Genomic DNA, 19,601 nt, shown 5'->3' on the forward strand with positions numbered 1-19,601 from the left:
CATGTTGACCCTCTGTCTGGACATCGGCGGCACCAAGGTCGCCGTCGGGCTGGCCGACGTCGACGGCGCGCTGGTGCACACCGCCCAGGTGCCGACCCCGGCGCGATGCGCGGCCGAGCAGGTCTGGGCCGCGGTCGCCGAGGCGATCGTCGAGGCATTGCGGGTGGCCGACGCCACGGTGGCTGCGGTGGGCATCGCCTCGGCCGGGCCGGTCGACCTGGATAGCGGGACGGTCAGCCCGATCAATATCGGCTCCTGGCGCGGCTTCCCGCTGCGAGACCGGGTTGCGGCCATGGTGCCCGATGTGCCGGTGCGGCTGGGCGGCGATGGGGTCTGCATGGCGCTCGGCGAGCACTGGCTGGGTGCGGGACGGGGAGCACGTTTCCTGTTGGGCATGGTGGTGTCCACCGGTGTCGGCGGGGGGCTGGTGCTCGGCGGCGTCCCGTATCCGGGCCGCACCGGCAACGCGGGACACGTGGGGCATGTCGTGGTCGATCAGGATGGCCTGCGGTGTTCCTGCGGTGGCCGTGGCTGTGTCGAGACGATCGCCGCTGGCCCGTCGATGGTTCGATGGGCTCGGGCCAACGGTTGGTCGGCGCGGCCCGAAGCGGGCGCCCGGGAATTGGCGGCCGCGGCAGCCGCCGGAGATGCCGTGGCGCTGGCGGCCTTTCGCCGGGGCACCCGTGGCCTGGCCGCCATGATCGCCTCGGTGGGCGCGGTGTGCGACCTCGACCGGGTTGTCATCGGGGGAGGGGTCGCCAAAGCCGGGCGCCTGTTATTCGACCCGCTGCGCGCGGCATTGGCCGACTACCTCGGGCTGGACTTCTTGGCCGGCCTGCGCGTTGTGCCCGCCGAGCTAGGCGGACAGGCCGGTCTGGTCGGTGCCGCCCGCCTTGCCGGGCTCGGCTAGCCGGCTGTGGCGAACGACGTCCGCGTCCCGGCCGACCCCTCGCACAGACGAGTTGGGGTCCCCGATGTTACGGGGGTTTCTCGTCCTCGTGTCGTGCTGATTTCACGCCGGTGTCGCGCAATCCCGACGGCGGTTTTTCTTGGGCGACGAGCCGGCAATTAGTGGCCCCTGGCTAGACGCGGTTCCCGCGCTCGAGCTCATTGATGCGTCTTAGCGGTGAGACGCAACCCCGCGCTTTGGCCGTCGTTGTTGCCGGTTGAGTTGCCGCGGTGAGACGCGTGCCGGCCGGGCGCTGCGCCGGGCATTGTTCAGTTTTTGGCGGTGCCGTCGATTCGCGTTGTACGCCGTTTACCTGCGTGTATAGCGTGTTGGCAGTCGCTTGGGGCGGCATTCTTGGCTGGGCTGATGGGGGTGGGGTCATGTCGTTTGTGAGTGTTTCGCCGGAGCTAGTGATCGATGGTGCGGCGGCCTTGACACAGATTGGGTCATCGATCGATGAGGCCAATGCGGCGGCTGGTGCGACGACGGCCGTGCTGCCTCCCGGGGTGGATGAGGTCTCGGTGGCGCTGGCGGCATTGTTCGTCGCTCATGGGCGCGAGTACGAGTCGCTCAGCGCTCAGGTGGCGCTGTTTCACCGGCGGTTTGTGCAGATGCTGGCCGCCGCCTCGGGGGGCTATGCGGAAGCTGAAGCTGCCAACATATCGGCGGTAGCCGGTTTGGAGACCGTCGAGCAGTGCGTCTTGGACATGATCAATACGCCCACTCAAGCGTTGTTCGGGTGGTCGTTGATCGGCAACGGCACCGACGGCGCGCCCGGTAGCGGGCAGGCGGGCGGCAACGGGGGGTTGTTGTGGGGCAACGGTGGTAACGGTGGCTCAGGTGGAGTAGGTCAGGCCGGCGGGTCCGCGGGTCTACTCGGCCATGGCGGTGCCGGCGGCGCCGGCGGAGTCAGTGGAGTCTCGGCCGTGGGTGCGACCGGCGGCGCGAACGGTACCAACGGTGGTGATGGTGGTGCCGGGGAGCCGCGGGGTTGTACGGCCTCGGTGGCGCCGGTGGTGCCGGCGGCGATGGTGGTGCTGGCCTTTCCGGCGGGGCTGGTGACGCCGGTGGTGCGGGCGGCCACGCGGGCAACGGCGGTGCCGGTGGTCGCGGTGGCTGGTTGGTCGGCAACGGGGGCGTCGGGGGGCTCGGCGGTGTCGGGGGCACCGGTGGTGCGGGTGGTGCCGGCGGGGACGGGGTTGTCCTGGGCAGCGCCGGCGGAACTAGCGGCGACGGTGGTGTTGGCGGGACCGGCGGAGTTGGCGGGACCGGCGGCGAGGGCGGTTTTCTGGGTCAGCGGGGCGCTGGCGGTGCCGGCGGAGCCGGCGGTGCCGGTGGATTGGCTGGCGACGGTGGCCGAGGCGCGGCGGGCACGTTTGCCGGCGGTACCGGTATCGGAGGTGCAGGGGGCGACGGCGGCAACGCGGGTGTCGGCGGGGCCGGGGGAGCCGGTGGGGCCGGCTCCGTGACAGGTGCCCACGGCGCGGAGGGGGCGCGTCCGATCAGTGGTAATGGTGGCGCCGGGGGCCGCGGCGCCGACGCGATAGCGGCTGGCAAATCGGGTGGGGCTGGCGGGGCTGGTGGTAACGGCGGGCTGTTCGGCCACGGCGGAGACGGTGGTGACGGCTGTGTGGGCAAGGCCGGTGAAGCGGGGGCCTCAGGTTTGCTCCCCGGTGAGGCTGGCTTCGCGGGCGAGGCCGGCGGTGCCGGCGGGAATGGTGGTGCCGGCGGTAGCGGTGGCGCCCTCGCCGGCGATGGCGGCGACGGCGGCGCGGGTGGTGCCGGCGGTATCGGCGGGAATGGTGGTGCCGGCACCACCGGCCTGGCCGGGCACATCGGCATAGACATGAACGGCGGTGCCGGCGGGGTTGGCGGTGCCGGCGGGAATGGTGGGGCCGGCGGCACCGGTGGCGACGCAGGTCATGCGCAGGCGGGCGGCTACTCCGATGGCCTCCAGGGCGCCGGTGGTGACGGAGGCCACGGCGGGAGCGGGGGCGTGGCCGGTGATGGCGGCCGTGGTGCCGATGCCGCGGCGGGCTCGGGGTTGGCTGGCGGCGATGGTGGGCGAGGTGGCGATCCGGGTGCTGGGGGCGAGGGTGGCGCCGCTGGGGGCGGCTCTGTTGCAGGTACCGCCGGCCTTGACGGGATTGGCCCGACCAGTGGCGGTAACGGAGGCAACGGCGGTCACGGCGGCAGCGGCGCCGTCGGCGTCGAAGGCGGGGCCGGTAGTGCTGGCGGCGCCGGCGGCCGGGGCGGCGACGGCGGTGCCTATGGCAACGGAGGAGTCGGCGGTAACGGCGGTGCGGGCGGGGCAGGTAGTCCGGGCGCCCATGGCGGAACCGCGGGTGAAGACGGGTTCAATGCCGGTGATGGCGGGCACGGTGGTGCTGGCGGTGCCGGCGGCGGCGGTGGTGCAAAGGGTGGTGTCGGCGGTGCCGGCGGGTCAGGTGGCGTCGGCGGTCAGGGCGGCACCGGCGGTGATGGCGCCACGGGGTTGTCGGGGAAGGCCGGTACCGGCACGGACGGCGAATCGGGCGGCAGAGGCGGTCACGCGGGTAACGGTGGCAACGGCGGTGACGGCGGCGCGGGCGGTGTGTCCCACGCACCCGGATTCCTCGACGGCGCCGACGGTGCCGGCGGTTCGGGGGGCGCCGGCGGTAATGGCGGTAACGGCGCCAACGGTGGTAACGGCGGTTCCGGTCCGAATCCCATCGGGTTCGAGAACGGGCACAACGGTGGCAACGGTGGCAACGGTGGTTACGGCGCGGCGGGCGGTGTCGGTGGCACCGGCGGAATCAGTGGTGACGGCTCCACCCACGCCGCCCCGGGCGACGACGGAATCATGGGCAATGGCGGTCATGGCGGTCATGGCGGTCATGGCGGCCATGGCGGCGATGGCAGTAGAGACAATCCCGACGGCGGCGGCCACCCCGGCGACGGTGGCTACGGCGGCAACGGCGGATCCGGTTTCAACGCCGGCAACGGCGGCAACGGTGGCCGAGGCGGCAGCGCCCACGCCTCGCTGGTCGGCAAGGCCGGCAACGGCGGTTTCGGCGGCACCGGTGGTAACAGTTTTGGCGGGGTGTCGGGTAACGGCGGCGACGGCGGCCACGCCCTGCATGGGCAGCCGGGTGGTCACGGCGGTCAAGGCGGTCACGGTGGTGTGGCACATATCGACGGTTCGGACTATCCCGGCTGGCCCGGCCTGCCCGGCGATGTGGGTTACCAGGACGGCACCGGCGGTGGTGGAGGCACCGGCGGGGCCGGCGGCCACGCCCCATAGATCCGCGTTACTCAAGTGGCTGGAGTAGCTGAAGTGGCTTGGGCGGCCTCGCGTGGCGGTTCGGGCCCAACTTCCCGTGCGGCGCTGCGGGGGGCATACTCGCCCGTTTTGGCTGATCGGGCGGGCCGCGCTATTGTGGTGTCCGATCCACCGAAGACCGTCGGTCACCGAGAAATCGGTTGAAGGTCCGGGAGTAATCCCGGCGGCCCACGCAGGAGGACGAGGCAAGTATCGCCGGCCCGTGTGCTGGCGCGCATTCACGCCCCGGCCGCATCCTGCGCCGGGGCGTTCGACGTTTTGCGGCGATCACAGACGACACGTCGCACCAGCTAATACCGGAAACTTCCACCGGACTTCGACTTCAGGAGGCATGCATGGCCAGGGCTGACAAGGCCACTGCCGTTGCGGACATCGCAGAGCACTTCAAGGCGTCGACCGCAACTGTCATTACCGAATACCGTGGTTTGACGGTCTCCAACCTGGCCGAATTGCGCCGGTCGTTGGGCGAGTCGGCCACCTACGCCGTAGCCAAGAACACCCTTATCAAGCGCGCAGCTTCGGAGGCCGGTGTCGAAGGCCTCGACGAGCTGTTCGCGGGCCCCACCGCGATCGCGTTCGTCAAGGGCGAGCCGGTCGACGCGGCCAAGGCCCTCAAGACCTTCGCCAAGGAACACAAGGCGCTGGTCATCAAGGGCGGCTACATGGACGGTCACGCGTTGACCGTCGCCGAAGTTGAGCGGATCGCCGACCTGGAGACCCGCGAGGTGTTGTTGGCCAAGCTGGCCGGCGCGATGAAGGGCAACCTCGCCAAGGCTGCCGGGCTGTTCAATGCGCCGGCCTCGCAGTTCGCCCGGTTGGCGGCGGCGCTGCAGGAGAAGAAGGCAGCGGAGCCCGGCTCGGCGCCGGCCGCAGCTACCGAGACTCCTGAAGCCGCGGGGGCCGCTGAAGCCTCCGAAGCCCCCGAGGCGACTGACACGGCGACCGACGCCGAATAGCCACCTGTATCGAGAAACCACCAAATAACCCAAGAAACCCCCAAGAAACTAGGAAGGGACCCAAACCATGTCAAAGCTCTCGACCGACGAGCTGCTCGACGCGTTCAAGGAAATGACCCTGCTGGAGCTCTCCGACTTCGTGAAGAAGTTCGAGGACACCTTCGAGGTCACCGCGGCCGCCCCGGTCGCTGTCGCGGCCGCTGGTGCCGCCCCGGCCGGCGGTGCCGCTGAGGCCGCCGAGGAGCAGTCCGAATTCGACGTCATCCTCGAGGCCGCCGGTGACAAGAAGATCGGCGTCATCAAGGTGGTCCGTGAGATCGTCTCCGGCCTGGGCCTCAAGGAAGCCAAGGACCTGGTCGACGGCGCACCCAAGCCGTTGCTGGAGAAGGTCGCCAAGGAGGCCGCCGAGGAGGCCAAGGCCAAGCTCGAGGCCGCTGGCGCCAGCGTCAGCGTCAAGTAGGTCTGCACGCAGAACCCACGCAAACCCCCGGAGCCGTTCCTGGTTTCCGGGGGTTTGCTGTATTCAGCCCGCGCCGGTCGCCAGGCGCTGCGACCGCTTTGCCAGCTCGGGCGAATCTCCCAACGCGACAAGCAAGTTCGTTGTCATCGACGCGAGTACCGGCTCGATGGCCGCTCCCTCATCGCCGAAGAAGCCGGCTAGTTCGAGCATCACGAACCCATGGATCAGTGCCCAGAACTGGGCAGCGGTCGCGACGATCTCCGCGTCGGGAACGTCCGTGGCCAGACCATCGGGTGCCGCCGCCCGATTGCGGTCGTCCCCGCCGTTCACGGTGATTCGCCCGGCCAGCATCGACCGCCGGACACCCCGCACCACGTGCGCAAAGCTGGGATGGCGCTGCTCGATCTGCGAGATCGTCAGGGGCAGGACGTTTTGTGCGGGCGCGTTGATGCCGTGCGCGCTGGTGCTGCCGAACATCAGCCGATACATGTGCGGGCGCTCGATGGCGTACCGGCGATAGGCGGCGCCGGTGGCCACCAGATCGGCCACTGGGTCATCGGATGGTGGCACCGCGAGCGCGGTGTCGAACTGTCGCAAGCCCTCATCGGCGACTTCGGCGATCAGTTCGGGCATTCCGCCGAAATGGGTGTAGACCGCCATCGTGGAGGTGCCGGCGGCCCCCGCCACCTTGCGGGTTTGCAGCGCATCGGGTCCGTGCGCGTCGAGCAGCGCGACGGCGGCATGCAGCATCTCGTCGCGAACGCCGCTACGTTGGGTCGGTGACGTTGTTTCTCCAATCATCATTGCCATCTTCTCATTGGGAGCGTACGGTCTCAATAACAGAGAAATAACAATATTATAGTAGCTCAGACGTGACGACCATGCGCAGCGCCCAACCCCGGAATCCCTATCTCGAGGGCTTTCTGGCCCCCGTGCGCGCCGAAGTGACCGCAACCGACCTGGAGGTCACCGGGCGCATCCCCGACTACCTCGACGGGCGCTATCTGCGCAATGGGCCCAACCCGGTGGCGGAGGTCAACCCCGCCACCTACCACTGGTTCACCGGCGACGGGATGGTGCACGGGGTCGCGCTGCGCGACGGGCGGGCCAGTTGGTACCGCAACCGTTGGGTGCGCAGCATGCCGGTATGTGCTGCGCTGGGGGAGTCGCCGCCCGCCAGGCTTGACCCCCGGGCGGGCATGCTGGGGCTGGGGGCCAACACCAACGTGCTCAGCCACGCTGGGCGCACCCTCGCCCTGGTGGAGGGGGGCGTCGCAAACTATGAGCTCACCGACGACTTCGACACCGTGGGCACCTGCGACTTCGACGGCACCCTGCCCGGCGGTTACACCGCCCATCCGCACCGCGACCCCCAGACCGGCGAGCTGCACGCGGTGTCCTACTCGTTTACCCGCGGGCACACGGTGCAGTACTCGGTGATCGACACCCAGGGGCGGGCGCGTCGCACCGTTGACATCGAGGTCACCGGGTCGCCGATGATGCACGACTTCTCGCTGACCGATAAGTACGTCGTGATCTACGACCTGCCGGTCACCTTCGACTCGGCACAGGTGATGCAGGTGAAAATGCCCAGCTGGCTCGGGGTGCCGGCCCGGCTGGTGATGGCCTCGTTGATCGGAAATGTCCGGGTGCCCAGCCCGATCGCGGCAATGCTGAACCGCAATCCCAAGCCGTCCAACCAGCTGCCCTACGCATGGAACCCCGCCTACCCGGCCCGGATCGGGGTCATGCCCCGGGAGGGTGGTAACCGGGATGTCAGATGGTTTGATATCGAGCCCTGCTACGTCTACCACCCGCTCAACGCGTATTCGGAGCACCGCGATGGGGCCGAGGTGTTGATACTCGACGTGGTCCGCTACCGGCGGATGTTCGACCGTGACCGTCGTGGCCCCGGAGATACCAGTCCCTCGCTGGATCGCTGGGTGATCAACTTGACCACCGGCGCGGTCAGCACCGAGTGCCGTGACGACCGGTCCCAGGAGTTTCCCCGGATCAACGAGACGTTGTTGGGCAAGCGGCACCGGTTTGGCTACACCCTGGGCGTGGACGGCGGTTACCTCACGGGTGGCACGTCGGACATGTCGACCTCGCTGTACAAGCAGGACTATGCGACCGGGTCCAGCCAAGTCGCCCCGCTCGATCCGGACCTGCTGCTTGGTGAGATGGCCTTCGTGCCGAGCCCGACGGCCGCCGCCGAGGATCACGGGGTCCTGATGGGATACGGCTATCACCGTGGCTCCGACGAGGGGCAGCTGGTGTTGCTGGACGCCCAGACGCTGGAGCTGGCGGCGTGCGTGCATCTTCCGCAGCGGGTGCCGCTAGGCTTCCATGGCAATTGGTCGGCCTCGACATGACCGGCGCCCAATGACGGGCGCGTAACGGGCGTGTGACCGGTGCCTGCGGGTGGCTGGCGTGGCCTGCGGGAGATTTGTTATCTATCCAACCCTGATATCCCGCCCATGACGTGCGCTACAGTGACTCAAGCCACATCAACGGTGCAGGTCACGGGCATCGGCATTGGAAGGATTTCCCATGGGCGTCGCTATCGAGGTCAACGGACTGACAAAGTCCTTCGGATCCTCGAGGATTTGGGAAGACGTCACGCTGACGATCCCGGCCGGGGAGGTCAGCGTGTTGCTTGGTCCCTCCGGTACTGGCAAGTCGGTGTTCCTGAAGTCCCTCATCGGTCTGCTGCGCCCAGAGCGCGGCTCGATCCTCATCGATGGCACCGACATCATCGAATGTTCGGCCAAGGAGCTCTACGAGATCCGGACGTTGTTCGGTGTGTTGTTCCAGGACGGTGCGCTGTTCGGGTCGATGAACCTCTATGACAACACCGCCTTCCCGCTGCGTGAGCACACCAAGAAGAAGGAAAGCGAAATCCGTGACATCGTCATGGAGAAGCTGGCCATGGTCGGTCTCGCCGGTGATGAGAAGAAGTTCCCCGGTGAGATCTCCGGTGGTATGCGCAAGCGCGCCGGCCTGGCCAGGGCGCTGGTTCTCGACCCGCAGATCATTCTCTGCGACGAGCCCGACTCGGGTCTGGACCCCGTCCGTACCGCCTATCTGAGCCAGTTGATCATGGACATCAACGCCCAGATCGATGCCACCATCCTGATCGTGACGCACAACATCAACATCGCGCGCACCGTGCCGGACAACATGGGCATGTTGTTCCGTAAGCACCTGGTCATGTTCGGCCCCCGCGAGGTGCTGCTCACCAGCGATGAGCCCGTGGTTCGGCAGTTCCTCAACGGCCGCCGCATCGGCCCGATCGGCATGTCCGAGGAAAAGGACGAGGCCACCATGGCCGAAGAGCAGGCCATGATCGACGCCGGACAGCACGCCGGCGGCACCGAGGACATCGAGGGTGTGCCACCGCAGATCCAAGCGACTCCGGGCATGCCGGAACGTAAGGCCGTCGCCCGCCGCCAGGCACGGGTTCGCGAGATGCTGCACACGCTGCCCAAGGACGCCCAGGCGGCAATCCTCGAGGACCTCGAGGGCACCCACCGCTGACCGCCGTCCAGGGTCTAGCGCGTCGCGCGGCCGCGGGCGGCAAATCCGAATTGCGTTTCCGGGGAACCTACGTCGGGGTTTGGGTGGGCCAAATCGTCGGTATCCGGGGCGGCGCAAGCCCGTGTTGGCAGACGCTGCCCGGCGTGTCGTCCGGCGCATGTGGGCTGAACCGGTTCAGCGAGTCGAGGTTGCCGAAATTCCGGATAACTCGGCGTAACTTGCGGCCCGTCCCCCTTGACGGCGGGGCGCAAACGGGTCAATCTGTTGGTCAGCATGTGTCCTATGTGTCCTATGTGTCCTATGTGTCCTATGTGTCCGAGGGAAGTCGAGATCGCCAGCCAGCGCCGATGCCCGCGGATAGGTAATTGTCATGGGCATTTGAGGAATGCGCCGTCCTGCGCTATTGTTGGACGTTGCGCTGGCTACTTCCTGCCCACCTCACCCGCCACTTGACGTTGTGGTCCTAGCCTGAGCCGCTTGCGGCTCAGCCGTTCGGTTGCGTGCGTGAGATCCGGGTAGTTCGTTCGCCGGCCAAAACCGACACAATTATCTGCGGCGAACAGGCTTGGTGGGCACCGGCTCGCACCGGACTCTTCTTGGTCCTCGTTAGTCGCACGAGGTGCTGGAAGGACGCATCTTGGCTGATTTCCGCCAGACAGACGCTAGTCTCCATCAGGGTCGCCCGCAAAGTTCTTCAAACAGCTCCGTACCGGGGGCGCCCAACCGGGTTTCGTTTGCCAAGCTTCGCGAACCGCTTGAAGTGCCCGGGTTGCTGGACGTTCAGACCGATTCGTTCGAGTGGCTGATCGGCTCGCAGCGCTGGCGCGAATCGGCTGCCCAGCGCGGTGACGCCACCCCGGTAGGTGGGCTTGAAGAGGTGCTCTACGAGCTCTCGCCGATCGAGGACTTCTCCGGATCGATGTCGCTGTCGTTCTCCGACCCCCGCTTCGACGAAGTCAAGGCACCGGTCGATGAGTGCAAAGACAAGGACATGACGTACGCGGCCCCGCTGTTCGTCACGGCCGAGTTCATCAACAACAACACCGGTGAGATCAAGAGCCAGACGGTGTTCATGGGTGACTTCCCGATGATGACCGAGAAGGGCACCTTCATCATCAACGGGACCGAGCGTGTGGTGGTCAGCCAGCTCGTCCGGTCGCCGGGTGTCTACTTCGACGAGACCATCGACAAGTCCACCGACAAGCTGCTGCACAGCGTCAAGGTGATTCCCAGCCGTGGTGCTTGGCTGGAATTCGACGTCGACAAGCGCGACACCGTGGGCGTGCGTATCGACCGCAAGCGTCGCCAGCCGGTTACCGTGCTGCTCAAGGCCCTGGGTTGGTTCAACGAGCAGATCCACGAGCGGTTCGGTTTCTCCGAGATCATGATGGGGACGCTGGAGAAGGACAACACCGCCGGCACCGATGAGGCGCTGCTGGACATCTACCGCAAGCTGCGTCCGGGCGAGCCGCCGACCAAGGAGTCCGCGCAGACCCTGCTGGAGAACCTGTTCTTCAAGGAGAAGCGCTACGACCTGGCTCGCGTGGGTCGGTACAAGGTCAACAAGAAGCTCGGCCTGAACGCCGGCCAGCCCATCACCAGCTCGACGCTGACCGTGGAAGACGTCGTCGCCACCATCGAATACCTGGTCCGCTTGCACGAGGGCCAGACCGCGATGACCGCTCCGGGCGGTGTCGAGGTGCCGGTCGAGACCGACGACATCGACCACTTCGGCAACCGCCGGCTGCGCACGGTGGGTGAGCTGATCCAGAACCAGATCCGGGTCGGCATGTCGCGGATGGAGCGGGTGGTCCGGGAGCGGATGACCACCCAGGACGTCGAGGCGATCACGCCGCAGACGCTGATCAACATCCGTCCGGTCGTTGCCGCGATCAAGGAGTTCTTCGGAACCAGCCAGCTGTCGCAGTTCATGGACCAGAACAACCCGCTCTCCGGTCTCACCCACAAGCGCCGCCTCTCGGCGCTGGGGCCGGGCGGTCTGTCCCGTGAGCGCGCCGGTCTGGAAGTTCGTGACGTGCACCCGTCGCACTACGGCCGGATGTGCCCGATCGAGACGCCGGAAGGGCCGAACATCGGTCTGATCGGTTCACTGTCGGTGTACGCCCGGGTCAACCCGTTCGGGTTCATCGAGACGCCCTACCGCAAGGTGGTCGACGGGGTCGTTTCCGACGAGATCCACTACCTGACCGCCGACGAGGAGGACCGCCACGTCGTGGCGCAGGCCAACTCGTCGATCGACGCGCAGGGCCGCTTCGTCGAGCCGCGCGTGCTGGTCCGCCGGAAGGCGGGCGAGGTCGAGTACGTGCCCTCGTCAGAGGTGGATTACATGGACGTGTCGCCGCGCCAGATGGTGTCGGTGGCCACCGCGATGATTCCGTTCCTCGAGCACGATGACGCCAACCGCGCCCTGATGGGTGCCAACATGCAGCGCCAGGCGGTCCCGCTGGTGCGCAGCGAGGCACCGCTGGTCGGTACCGGTATGGAGTTGCGCGCGGCGATCGACGCCGGCGACGTCGTCGTTGCCGACAAGGCCGGGGTGATCGAGGAGGTGTCCGCCGACTACATCACCGTGATGGCCGACGACGGCACCCGGCACACCTACCGGATGCGCAAGTTCGCCCGCTCCAACCACGGCACCTGCGCCAACCAGAGCCCCATCGTGGACGCTGGTGAGCGCGTCGAGGCCGGCCAGGTGATCGCGGACGGTCCGTGTACTCAAAACGGTGAGATGGCGCTGGGTAAGAACCTGCTGGTGGCGATCATGCCGTGGGAGGGACACAACTACGAGGACGCCATCATCCTGTCCAACCGCCTGGTCGAAGAGGACGTGCTGACCTCGATCCACATCGAGGAACACGAGATCGACGCGCGCGACACGAAGCTGGGCGCCGAGGAGATCACCCGGGACATCCCGAACGTCTCCGATGAGGTGCTCGCCGACCTGGACGAGCGCGGCATCGTGCGCATCGGTGCCGAGGTCCGCGACGGCGACATCCTGGTCGGCAAGGTCACCCCCAAGGGTGAGACCGAGCTGACCCCGGAGGAGCGGCTGCTGCGGGCGATCTTCGGTGAGAAGGCCCGCGAGGTCCGCGACACCTCGCTGAAGGTGCCGCACGGTGAGTCCGGCAAGGTGATCGGCATTCGGGTGTTCTCCCGCGAGGACGACGACGAGCTGCCGGCCGGTGTCAACGAACTGGTCCGCGTCTACGTGGCCCAGAAGCGCAAGATCTCCGACGGTGACAAGCTGGCCGGTCGTCACGGCAACAAGGGCGTCATCGGCAAGATCCTGCCCGCCGAGGACATGCCGTTCCTGCCGGATGGCACGCCGGTCGACATCATCCTGAACACCCACGGTGTGCCGCGACGGATGAACATCGGTCAGATTCTGGAAACCCACCTTGGTTGGGTCGCCAAGTCCGGCTGGAACATCGACGTCGCCAACGGAGTGCCGGAGTGGGCGGGCAAGCTGCCCGAAAACCTGCTCTCGGCTCAACCGGACAGCATCGTGTCCACCCCGGTGTTCGACGGCGCGCAGGAGGCCGAGCTCCAAGGCCTGCTGTCGGCCACGCTGCCCAACCGTGACGGCGAGGTGCTCGTCGACGGTGACGGCAAGGCCAAGCTGTTCGATGGCCGCAGCGGCGAGCCGTTCCCGTACCCGGTGACGGTTGGCTACATGTACATCATGAAGCTGCACCACCTGGTGGACGACAAGATCCACGCCCGTTCCACCGGCCCGTACTCGATGATCACCCAGCAGCCGTTGGGTGGTAAGGCGCAGTTCGGTGGCCAGCGGTTCGGTGAGATGGAGTGTTGGGCCATGCAGGCCTACGGCGCGGCGTACACGCTGCAGGAGCTGTTGACCATCAAATCCGACGACACCGTCGGACGCGTCAAGGTCTACGAGGCGATCGTCAAGGGCGAGAACATCCCCGAGCCGGGTATTCCCGAGTCGTTCAAGGTGCTGCTCAAGGAGCTGCAATCGCTGTGCCTCAACGTCGAGGTGCTCTCGTCCGATGGTGCAGCGATCGAGCTGCGCGAAGGTGAGGACGAAGACCTCGAACGGGCCGCGGCCAACCTCGGAATCAACCTGTCTCGCAACGAATCTGCGTCTGTCGAAGATCTCGCTTGATCTTTTGGAACCAGCTAGTAGTTACTAAACCCGCAAGGGGAAAGGGAGTTACGTGCTAGACGTCAACTTCTTCGATGAGCTCCGGATCGGCCTGGCTACCGCGGAGGACATCCGTCAGTGGTCCTACGGCGAGGTCAAGAAGCCGGAGACCATCAACTACCGGACCTTGAAGCCCGAGAAGGACGGCCTGTTCTGCGAGAAGATCTTCGGACCGACTCGCGACTGGGAGTGCTACTGCGGCAAGTACAAGCGCGTTCGCTTCAAGGGCATCATCTGTGAGCGCTGTGGCGTCGAGGTGACTCGGGCCAAGGTGCGTCGTGAGCGGATGGGCCACATCGAGTTGGCCGCGCCCGTCACCCACATCTGGTACTTCAAGGGCGTCCCGTCGCGGTTGGGGTACCTGTTGGACCTGGCGCCGAAGGATCTCGAGAAGATCATTTACTTCGCCGCATACGTGATCACCTCGGTCGACAACGAAATGCGCCACAACGAGCTGTCCACGTTCGAGGCCGAAATGATGGTGGAGCGCAAGGCCGTCGAGGACCAGCGCGATGCCGATCTGGAAGCCCGTGCCCAGAAGCTGGAGGCCGACCTGGCCGAGCTGGAGGCCGAGGGCGCGAAAGCCGACGCACGGCGCAAGGTTCGTGACAGCGGTGAGCGCGAGATGCGTCAGCTGCGCGACCGGGCCCAGCGTGAGCTGGACCGGCTCGAGGACATCTGGAGCACCTTCACCAAGCTGGCCCCCAAGCAGCTGATCGTCGACGAGAACCTCTACCGGGAACTGCAGGACCGCTACGGCGAGTACTTCACCGGTGCCATGGGCGCGGAGTCGATCCAGAAGCTGATCGAGACCTTCGACATCGACGCCGAAGCCGAGATCCTGCGGGACGTCATTCGCAATGGCAAGGGGCAGAAGAAGCTTCGTGCCCTCAAGCGCCTGAAGGTGGTCGCCGCCTTCCAGCAGTCGGGCAACTCCCCGATGGGCATGGTGCTCGATGCGGTGCCGGTGATTCCGCCGGAGCTGCGCCCGATGGTGCAGCTCGACGGTGGCCGCTTCGCCACCAGCGACCTCAACGACCTGTACCGCCGCGTGATCAACCGCAACAACCGTCTCAAGAGGCTGATCGACCTCGGCGCACCCGAGATCATCGTCAACAACGAGAAGCGGATGCTGCAGGAGTCGGTGGACGCGCTGTTCGACAACGGCCGTCGCGGCCGGCCGGTTACCGGTCCGGGTAACCGCCCGCTCAAGTCGCTGTCCGATCTGCTCAAGGGCAAGCAGGGCCGGTTCCGCCAGAACCTGCTCGGTAAGCGTGTTGACTACTCGGGCCGTTCGGTGATCGTGGTCGGTCCGCAGCTCAAGCTGCACCAGTGTGGTCTGCCCAAGCTGATGGCGCTGGAACTGTTCAAGCCGTTCGTGATGAAGCGACTGGTCGACCTCAACCACGCGCAGAACATCAAGAGCGCCAAGCGGATGGTGGAGCGCCAGCGTCCGCAGGTGTGGGACGTGCTCGAGGAAGTCATTGCAGAGCACCCGGTGCTGCTCAACCGCGCGCCCACCCTGCACCGCCTCGGCATCCAGGCCTTCGAACCGATGCTGGTGGAAGGCAAGGCCATTCAGCTGCACCCGTTGGTGTGTGAGGCGTTCAACGCCGACTTCGACGGTGACCAGATGGCCGTGCACCTGCCGCTGAGCGCCGAGGCTCAGGCCGAGGCCCGCATTCTGATGCTGTCGAGTAACAACATCCTGTCGCCGGCCTCGGGTCGCCCGCTGGCCATGCCGCGACTGGACATGGTGACCGGGTTGTACTACCTGACCACCGAGGTCGAGGGTGACAAGGGTGCCTACCAGCCCGCTGGGCAGGACAGCCCGGAGACGGGTGTGTACTCGTCACCGGCGGAAGCCATCATGGCGGCCGACCGGGGCGTGCTCTCGGTCCGCGCCAAGATCAAGGTGCGGCTGACGCAACTGCGTCCCCCGGCCGAGATCGAGGACGCGCTGTTCGGCCACAACGGCTGGCAGCCGGGCGATGCGTGGACGGCCGAGACCACCTTGGGTCGTGTGTTGTTCAACGAGCTGCTGCCGCTGGGCTACGCCTTCGTGAACAAGCAGATGCACAAGAAGGTGCAGGCCGCGATCATCAACGACCTGGCCGAGCGCTACCCGATGATCGTGGTCGCGCAGACCGTCGACAAGCTCAAGGACTCCGGTTTCTACTGGGCGACCCGCAGTGGTGTCACGGTCTCGATGGCCGACGTGCTGGTGCCGCCGCGCAAGAAGGAGATCCTCGACTCCTACGAGGAGCGGGCGGAGAAGGTCGAGAAGCAGTTCCAGCGTGGTGCTCTGAACTATGACGAGCGCAACGAGGCACTGGTGGAGATCTGGAAGGAAGCCACCGACGAGGTCGGCCAGGCGCTGCGCGAGCACTACCCGGCCGACAACCCGATCATCACGATCGTCGACTCGGGCGCCACGGGTAACTTCACCCAGACTCGAACGCTGGCCGGCATGAAGGGTCTGGTGACCAACCCCAAGGGTGAGTTCATCCCACGCCCGATCAAGTCCTCGTTCCGTGAGGGCCTGACCGTGTTGGAGTACTTCATCAACACCCACGGTGCCCGAAAGGGCTTGGCGGACACCGCACTGCGTACCGCCGACTCCGGCTACCTGACCCGTCGTCTGGTGGACGTCAGCCAGGACGTGATCGTGCGCGAGCACGACTGCCAGACCGAGCGCGGCATCATGGTCGAGCTGGCCGAGCGTCAGGGCGACGGCACGCTGATCCGCGACCCGTACATCGAGACCTCGGCGTACGCGCGGACCCTGGGCGCCGACGCGGTCGATGAGGCCGGCAATGTCGTTGTGGCGCGTGGTGAGGACTTGGGCGACCCGGAGATCGAGGCCTGCCTGGCGGCGGGTATCACCCAGGTCAAGGTTCGCTCGGTGTTGACCTGCACCACGGGCACCGGTGTGTGCGCGACCTGCTACGGACGTTCGATGGCGACCGGCAAGCTGGTCGACATCGGTGAGGCAGTCGGCATCGTCGCCGCCCAATCCATCGGTGAACCCGGCACGCAGCTGACGATGCGTACCTTCCACCAGGGTGGTGTGGGTGAGGACATCACCGGCGGTCTGCCGCGTGTCCAGGAGCTCTTCGAGGCTCGGGTGCCGCGTGGTAAGGCGCCTATCGCCGATGTCACCGGTCGGGTCCGGCTCGAGGACGGTGAGCGCTTCTACAAGATCACCATCGTCCCCGACGATGGCGGCGAGGAAGTCGTCTACGACAAGCTGTCCAAGCGGCAGCGGCTGCGGGTGTTCAAGCACGAGGACGGCTCGGAGCGGGTGCTTTCCGACGGCGACCACGTCGAGGTGGGCCAGCAGCTGATGGAAGGCTCTGCCGACCCGCACGAGGTGCTGCGTGTGCAGGGCCCGCGTGAGGTGCAGATCCACTTGGTCCGCGAGGTCCAGGAGGTCTACCGGGCGCAGGGTGTGTCGATCCACGACAAGCACATCGAGGTGATCGTGCGCCAGATGCTGCGCCGGGTCACCATCATCGACTCGGGCGCGACGGAGTTCCTGCCCGGCTCGCTGATCGACCGTGCGGAGTTCGAGGCGGAGAACCGCCGGGTGGTGGCCGAAAGCGGCGAGCCCGCGGCCGGTCGTCCGGTGCTGATGGGTATCACCAAGGCATCGCTGGCCACCGACTCGTGGCTGTCGGCGGCGTCGTTCCAGGAGACCACGCGAGTGCTGACCGATGCGGCGATCAACTGCCGCAGCGACAAGCTCAACGGTCTGAAGGAGAACGTGATCATCGGAAAGCTGATCCCGGCTGGTACCGGTATCAACCGCTACCGCAACATCGCGGTGCAGCCGACCGAAGAGGCCCGTGCCGCGGCGTACACGATCCCGTCCTACGAGGACCAGTACTACAGCCCGGACTTCGGCCAGGCCACCGGTGCTGCGGTTCCGTTGGACGACTACGGCTACAGCGACTACCGGTAGCTAGACGTCAGGGAAGGCGACCCGAGGCCCTAGGCCTCGGGTCGCCTTGCTTATGTCGGTTGCCGAGGGCGGATGAGTACTCGCCTCGGTAGCACCACCGTCGCAGTGGCACCCTTTGCCGCGCTCGGCCCAGAGCCGACGGCGCACCGCTGTGGACGTTGCGGCCGTGCCCGTACGAGACCTGCAGCGATGTGAGATGGGCAGAGCCGTCTCATCCGCCCCGGGGCGCGCCCTATCCAGGTACGCGGCCCTGCAGTTCCTCATGCATTGCTCGAAAAGAATTCCACCACAACATATTTCGATGGATTCGGGCCCCGGAACGACCTGGGGGCCAAGGTGGCACTGCCGGGTGTGCAGGTCCGGCCACCCGTCGCGCCCCTGCTCGCAGCCTGGCGGCGATCGTTTTCGGGGCCGCGGACAATGGCGCGTTTCGGCCAATGGAATTTCGCGCGACGGTGATACGAGTGGAAGTCACAACGCGCCATTCAATTGCTTTCCAAGCAGCGTCTTTTGGGGCGCAACAAAGGTGGAGAATGCGACTTGAAAGCGAATTTTCCTGCCTGCTAACGATAATGCGCAAATGGATCTTCGGGGGCCCGCCCAGGGCTCCGGCGTTGTTGATTAGCAGGCTTGTGAGCTGGGTTGATGATCTTTGGTGCCGCGCTATTGGGGCCGGAGTGTAGGCACGGGCTATCTGGAGAACGATCGAGTTGGTTACTGTTCGTCGTTGGTCTGGAGTTGCCCGTGCCTACCGTTTCAGTATTGCGTGTGTCGTCGGTTCCAGAGGTGTTCGACTGCTGGAGTCCTGGTGAGCGCAGCGAGTTCATCGGATCGGAGTTTCTCGATGTGTTGGCCTCGGTGCCAGACCTGAGGGACCCACGCGGTCGGAGGTATTCGCTGGTGGCTTTGTTGGCGATCGCGGTTCTGGCCACTGCCGCGGGGATGCGCGGCTATGCTGGTTTTGCCACATGGGCGGCCACCGCTCCCGATGATGTGTTGGCCCAATTAGGGGTCCGGTTCCGGCGGCCCAGTGAGAAGACCTTCCGCGCTGTTTTGTCTCGGCTAGACCCCGCCGACCTCAACGCCAGGATGGGCAGTTACTTCACTGCACACGTGGCCAGCAGCGACCCCAGTGGATTGGTGCCGATCGCGTTGGACGGCAAGATGCTGCGTGGTGCTTTACGCGCCAAAGCGACAGCCACGCATCTCGTGTCGGTGTTCGCCCACCGTGCCCGATTGGTGCTCGGTCAACTCGCTGTCGCCGAGAAAAGCAATGAAATTCCCTGCGTACGTGCCCTGCTCACGCTGCTGCCGGGTAGCTTGCGGTGGCTGGTCACCGTGGATGCGATGCATACCCAGGTCGTCACCGCGAAGTTGATCTGCGCCACCTTGAAGTCGCACTACCTGATGATCGTCAAGTCCAACCAAGCCAAAATATTTGCGCGTATCACCGCGCTGCCCTGGGCCGAGGTGCCCACAGCCGCTACCGACGACTCCCGCGGCCACGGCCGTGTCGAGACCCGCACCCTGCAAATCATCACCGCTGCACGAGGAATCGGCTTCCCCTACGCAAAACAAATCATCCGGATCACTCGTGAACGCTTGATCACCGCCACCGACCAGCGCAGCGTGGAGGTGGTCTATGCCATCTGCAGCCTGCCGTTCGAGCACGCCCGCCCTACCGCGATCATGACCTGGATGCGTCAACACTGGGGAATCGAGAACAGCCTGCACTGGATACGCGACGTCACCTTCGACGAAGACCGTCAAAGGGCACATACCGGAAACGGCGCACAGGCCCTAGCAACGCTACGCAACACCGCGATCAATCTGCACCGCCTCAACGGCGCCGACAACATCGCCGAAGCCTGCCGGATCACCGCTTTGACCGCCAACCGCCGCCTAGACCTCCTCAATCCACAATTCCCCAGCTCACAAGCCTGCTAATCAACAACGCCGGAGCCCTGGGGGGCTGCGGACGCCAATGCGTATCGATTGACGCGAATAGTCGCCGAATAACCTGCAGGGGGGAACATCGGTGTCTTACGCCGTGGCGGTTCCGGAGATATTGGCCGACGCAGACGCCGAGGCCGCCAATCACTCGATCCTGCGGACTGCGCGCGACGAAGCGCTGGATGTGATCAACGCACCCACCCAGGCGTTGCTGGGGCCGTCCGTTGATCGGCAACGGCACCGACGGGGCGCCGGGATCGGTGGGGCG

The 19,601-nt window shown here is 66.3% G+C and carries 9 protein-coding genes and 2 pseudogenes; 10 read left to right on the forward strand and 1 reads right to left on the reverse strand.

Features of this window, described 5'->3' with window-relative positions:
• Position 1: 1 nt before the first annotated feature.
• The 4 genes and pseudogenes from MPSD_RS05550 to rplL all read left to right on the forward strand — a co-directional run bounded on the left by MPSD_RS05550 (position 2) and on the right by rplL (position 5,687).
• On the forward strand, positions 2–910 hold the full coding sequence (locus tag MPSD_RS05550; RefSeq protein ID WP_086085064.1) for an ROK family protein: 909 nt from the start codon (positions 2–4) through the stop codon (positions 908–910).
• 419 nt (positions 911–1,329) lie between these two features.
• Positions 1,330–4,232: pseudogene (locus MPSD_RS05555) on the forward strand (PE family protein).
• A 374-nt stretch (positions 4,233–4,606) separates the two neighbouring features.
• Positions 4,607–5,227, forward strand: coding sequence for a 50S ribosomal protein L10 (gene rplJ, locus MPSD_RS05560; protein ID WP_011739013.1), 621 nt, complete (start codon positions 4,607–4,609; stop codon positions 5,225–5,227).
• A 67-nt stretch (positions 5,228–5,294) separates the two neighbouring features.
• Complete coding sequence (rplL, locus tag MPSD_RS05565) at positions 5,295–5,687, forward strand: 50S ribosomal protein L7/L12 (RefSeq protein WP_012392902.1); 393 nt, start codon at positions 5,295–5,297, stop codon at positions 5,685–5,687.
• Positions 5,688–5,750: 63 nt separating this feature from the next.
• Here rplL and MPSD_RS05570 read toward each other — a convergent pair whose 3' ends face one another.
• Entirely contained in the window at positions 5,751–6,491 is a 741-nt protein-coding gene (locus tag MPSD_RS05570) for a TetR/AcrR family transcriptional regulator (protein ID WP_020788593.1), read from the reverse strand.
• A gap of 77 nt (positions 6,492–6,568) precedes the next feature.
• Here MPSD_RS05570 and MPSD_RS05575 point away from each other — a divergent pair, with 77 nt between their 5' ends.
• From MPSD_RS05575 to MPSD_RS30685, 6 genes and pseudogenes are all read left to right on the forward strand, one after another.
• Entirely contained in the window at positions 6,569–8,062 is a 1,494-nt protein-coding gene (locus tag MPSD_RS05575) for a carotenoid oxygenase family protein (RefSeq protein WP_223161173.1), read from the forward strand.
• A gap of 178 nt (positions 8,063–8,240) precedes the next feature.
• Complete coding sequence (locus MPSD_RS05580) at positions 8,241–9,227, forward strand: ABC transporter ATP-binding protein (RefSeq protein WP_020788591.1); 987 nt, start codon at positions 8,241–8,243, stop codon at positions 9,225–9,227.
• 637 nt (positions 9,228–9,864) lie between these two features.
• The gene (gene rpoB, locus MPSD_RS05585) at positions 9,865–13,377 is read left to right on the forward strand and encodes a DNA-directed RNA polymerase subunit beta (RefSeq protein WP_223161171.1); all 3,513 of its coding nucleotides are present in this window, start codon (positions 9,865–9,867) and stop codon (positions 13,375–13,377) included.
• 52 nt (positions 13,378–13,429) lie between these two features.
• On the forward strand, positions 13,430–17,380 hold the full coding sequence (locus MPSD_RS05590; protein WP_020788589.1) for a DNA-directed RNA polymerase subunit beta': 3,951 nt from the start codon (positions 13,430–13,432) through the stop codon (positions 17,378–17,380).
• A 744-nt stretch (positions 17,381–18,124) separates the two neighbouring features.
• Positions 18,125–19,327: an ISAs1-like element IS2404/ISMul1 family transposase gene (locus MPSD_RS05605; protein ID WP_420811874.1), complete on the forward strand. Its 1,203-nt coding sequence runs from the start codon at positions 18,125–18,127 to the stop codon at positions 19,325–19,327.
• 178 nt (positions 19,328–19,505) lie between these two features.
• Positions 19,506–19,593: pseudogene (locus tag MPSD_RS30685) on the forward strand (PE family protein); the annotation flags it as partial.
• Between the last annotated feature and the right edge of the window lie 8 nt (positions 19,594–19,601).

The sequence above is a fragment of the Mycobacterium pseudoshottsii JCM 15466 genome (assembly GCF_003584745.1).
GTDB classification, from domain to species: Bacteria; Actinomycetota; Actinomycetes; order Mycobacteriales; family Mycobacteriaceae; genus Mycobacterium; species Mycobacterium marinum.

What these genes read in the sequence shown, in the direction of transcription:
- MPSD_RS05550 (WP_086085064.1), top strand. Translation starts at nt 2, where the DNA reads ATGTTGACCCTCTGTCTGGACATCGGCGGCACCAAGGTCGCCGTCGGG.
- rplJ (WP_011739013.1), top strand. Translation starts at nt 4,607, where the DNA reads ATGGCCAGGGCTGACAAGGCCACTGCCGTTGCGGACATCGCAGAGCAC.
- rplL (WP_012392902.1), top strand. Translation starts at nt 5,295, where the DNA reads ATGTCAAAGCTCTCGACCGACGAGCTGCTCGACGCGTTCAAGGAAATG.
- MPSD_RS05570 (WP_020788593.1), bottom strand. Translation starts at nt 6,491, where the DNA reads ATGATGATTGGAGAAACAACGTCACCGACCCAACGTAGCGGCGTTCGC.
- MPSD_RS05575 (WP_223161173.1), top strand. Translation starts at nt 6,569, where the DNA reads ATGCGCAGCGCCCAACCCCGGAATCCCTATCTCGAGGGCTTTCTGGCC.
- MPSD_RS05580 (WP_020788591.1), top strand. Translation starts at nt 8,241, where the DNA reads ATGGGCGTCGCTATCGAGGTCAACGGACTGACAAAGTCCTTCGGATCC.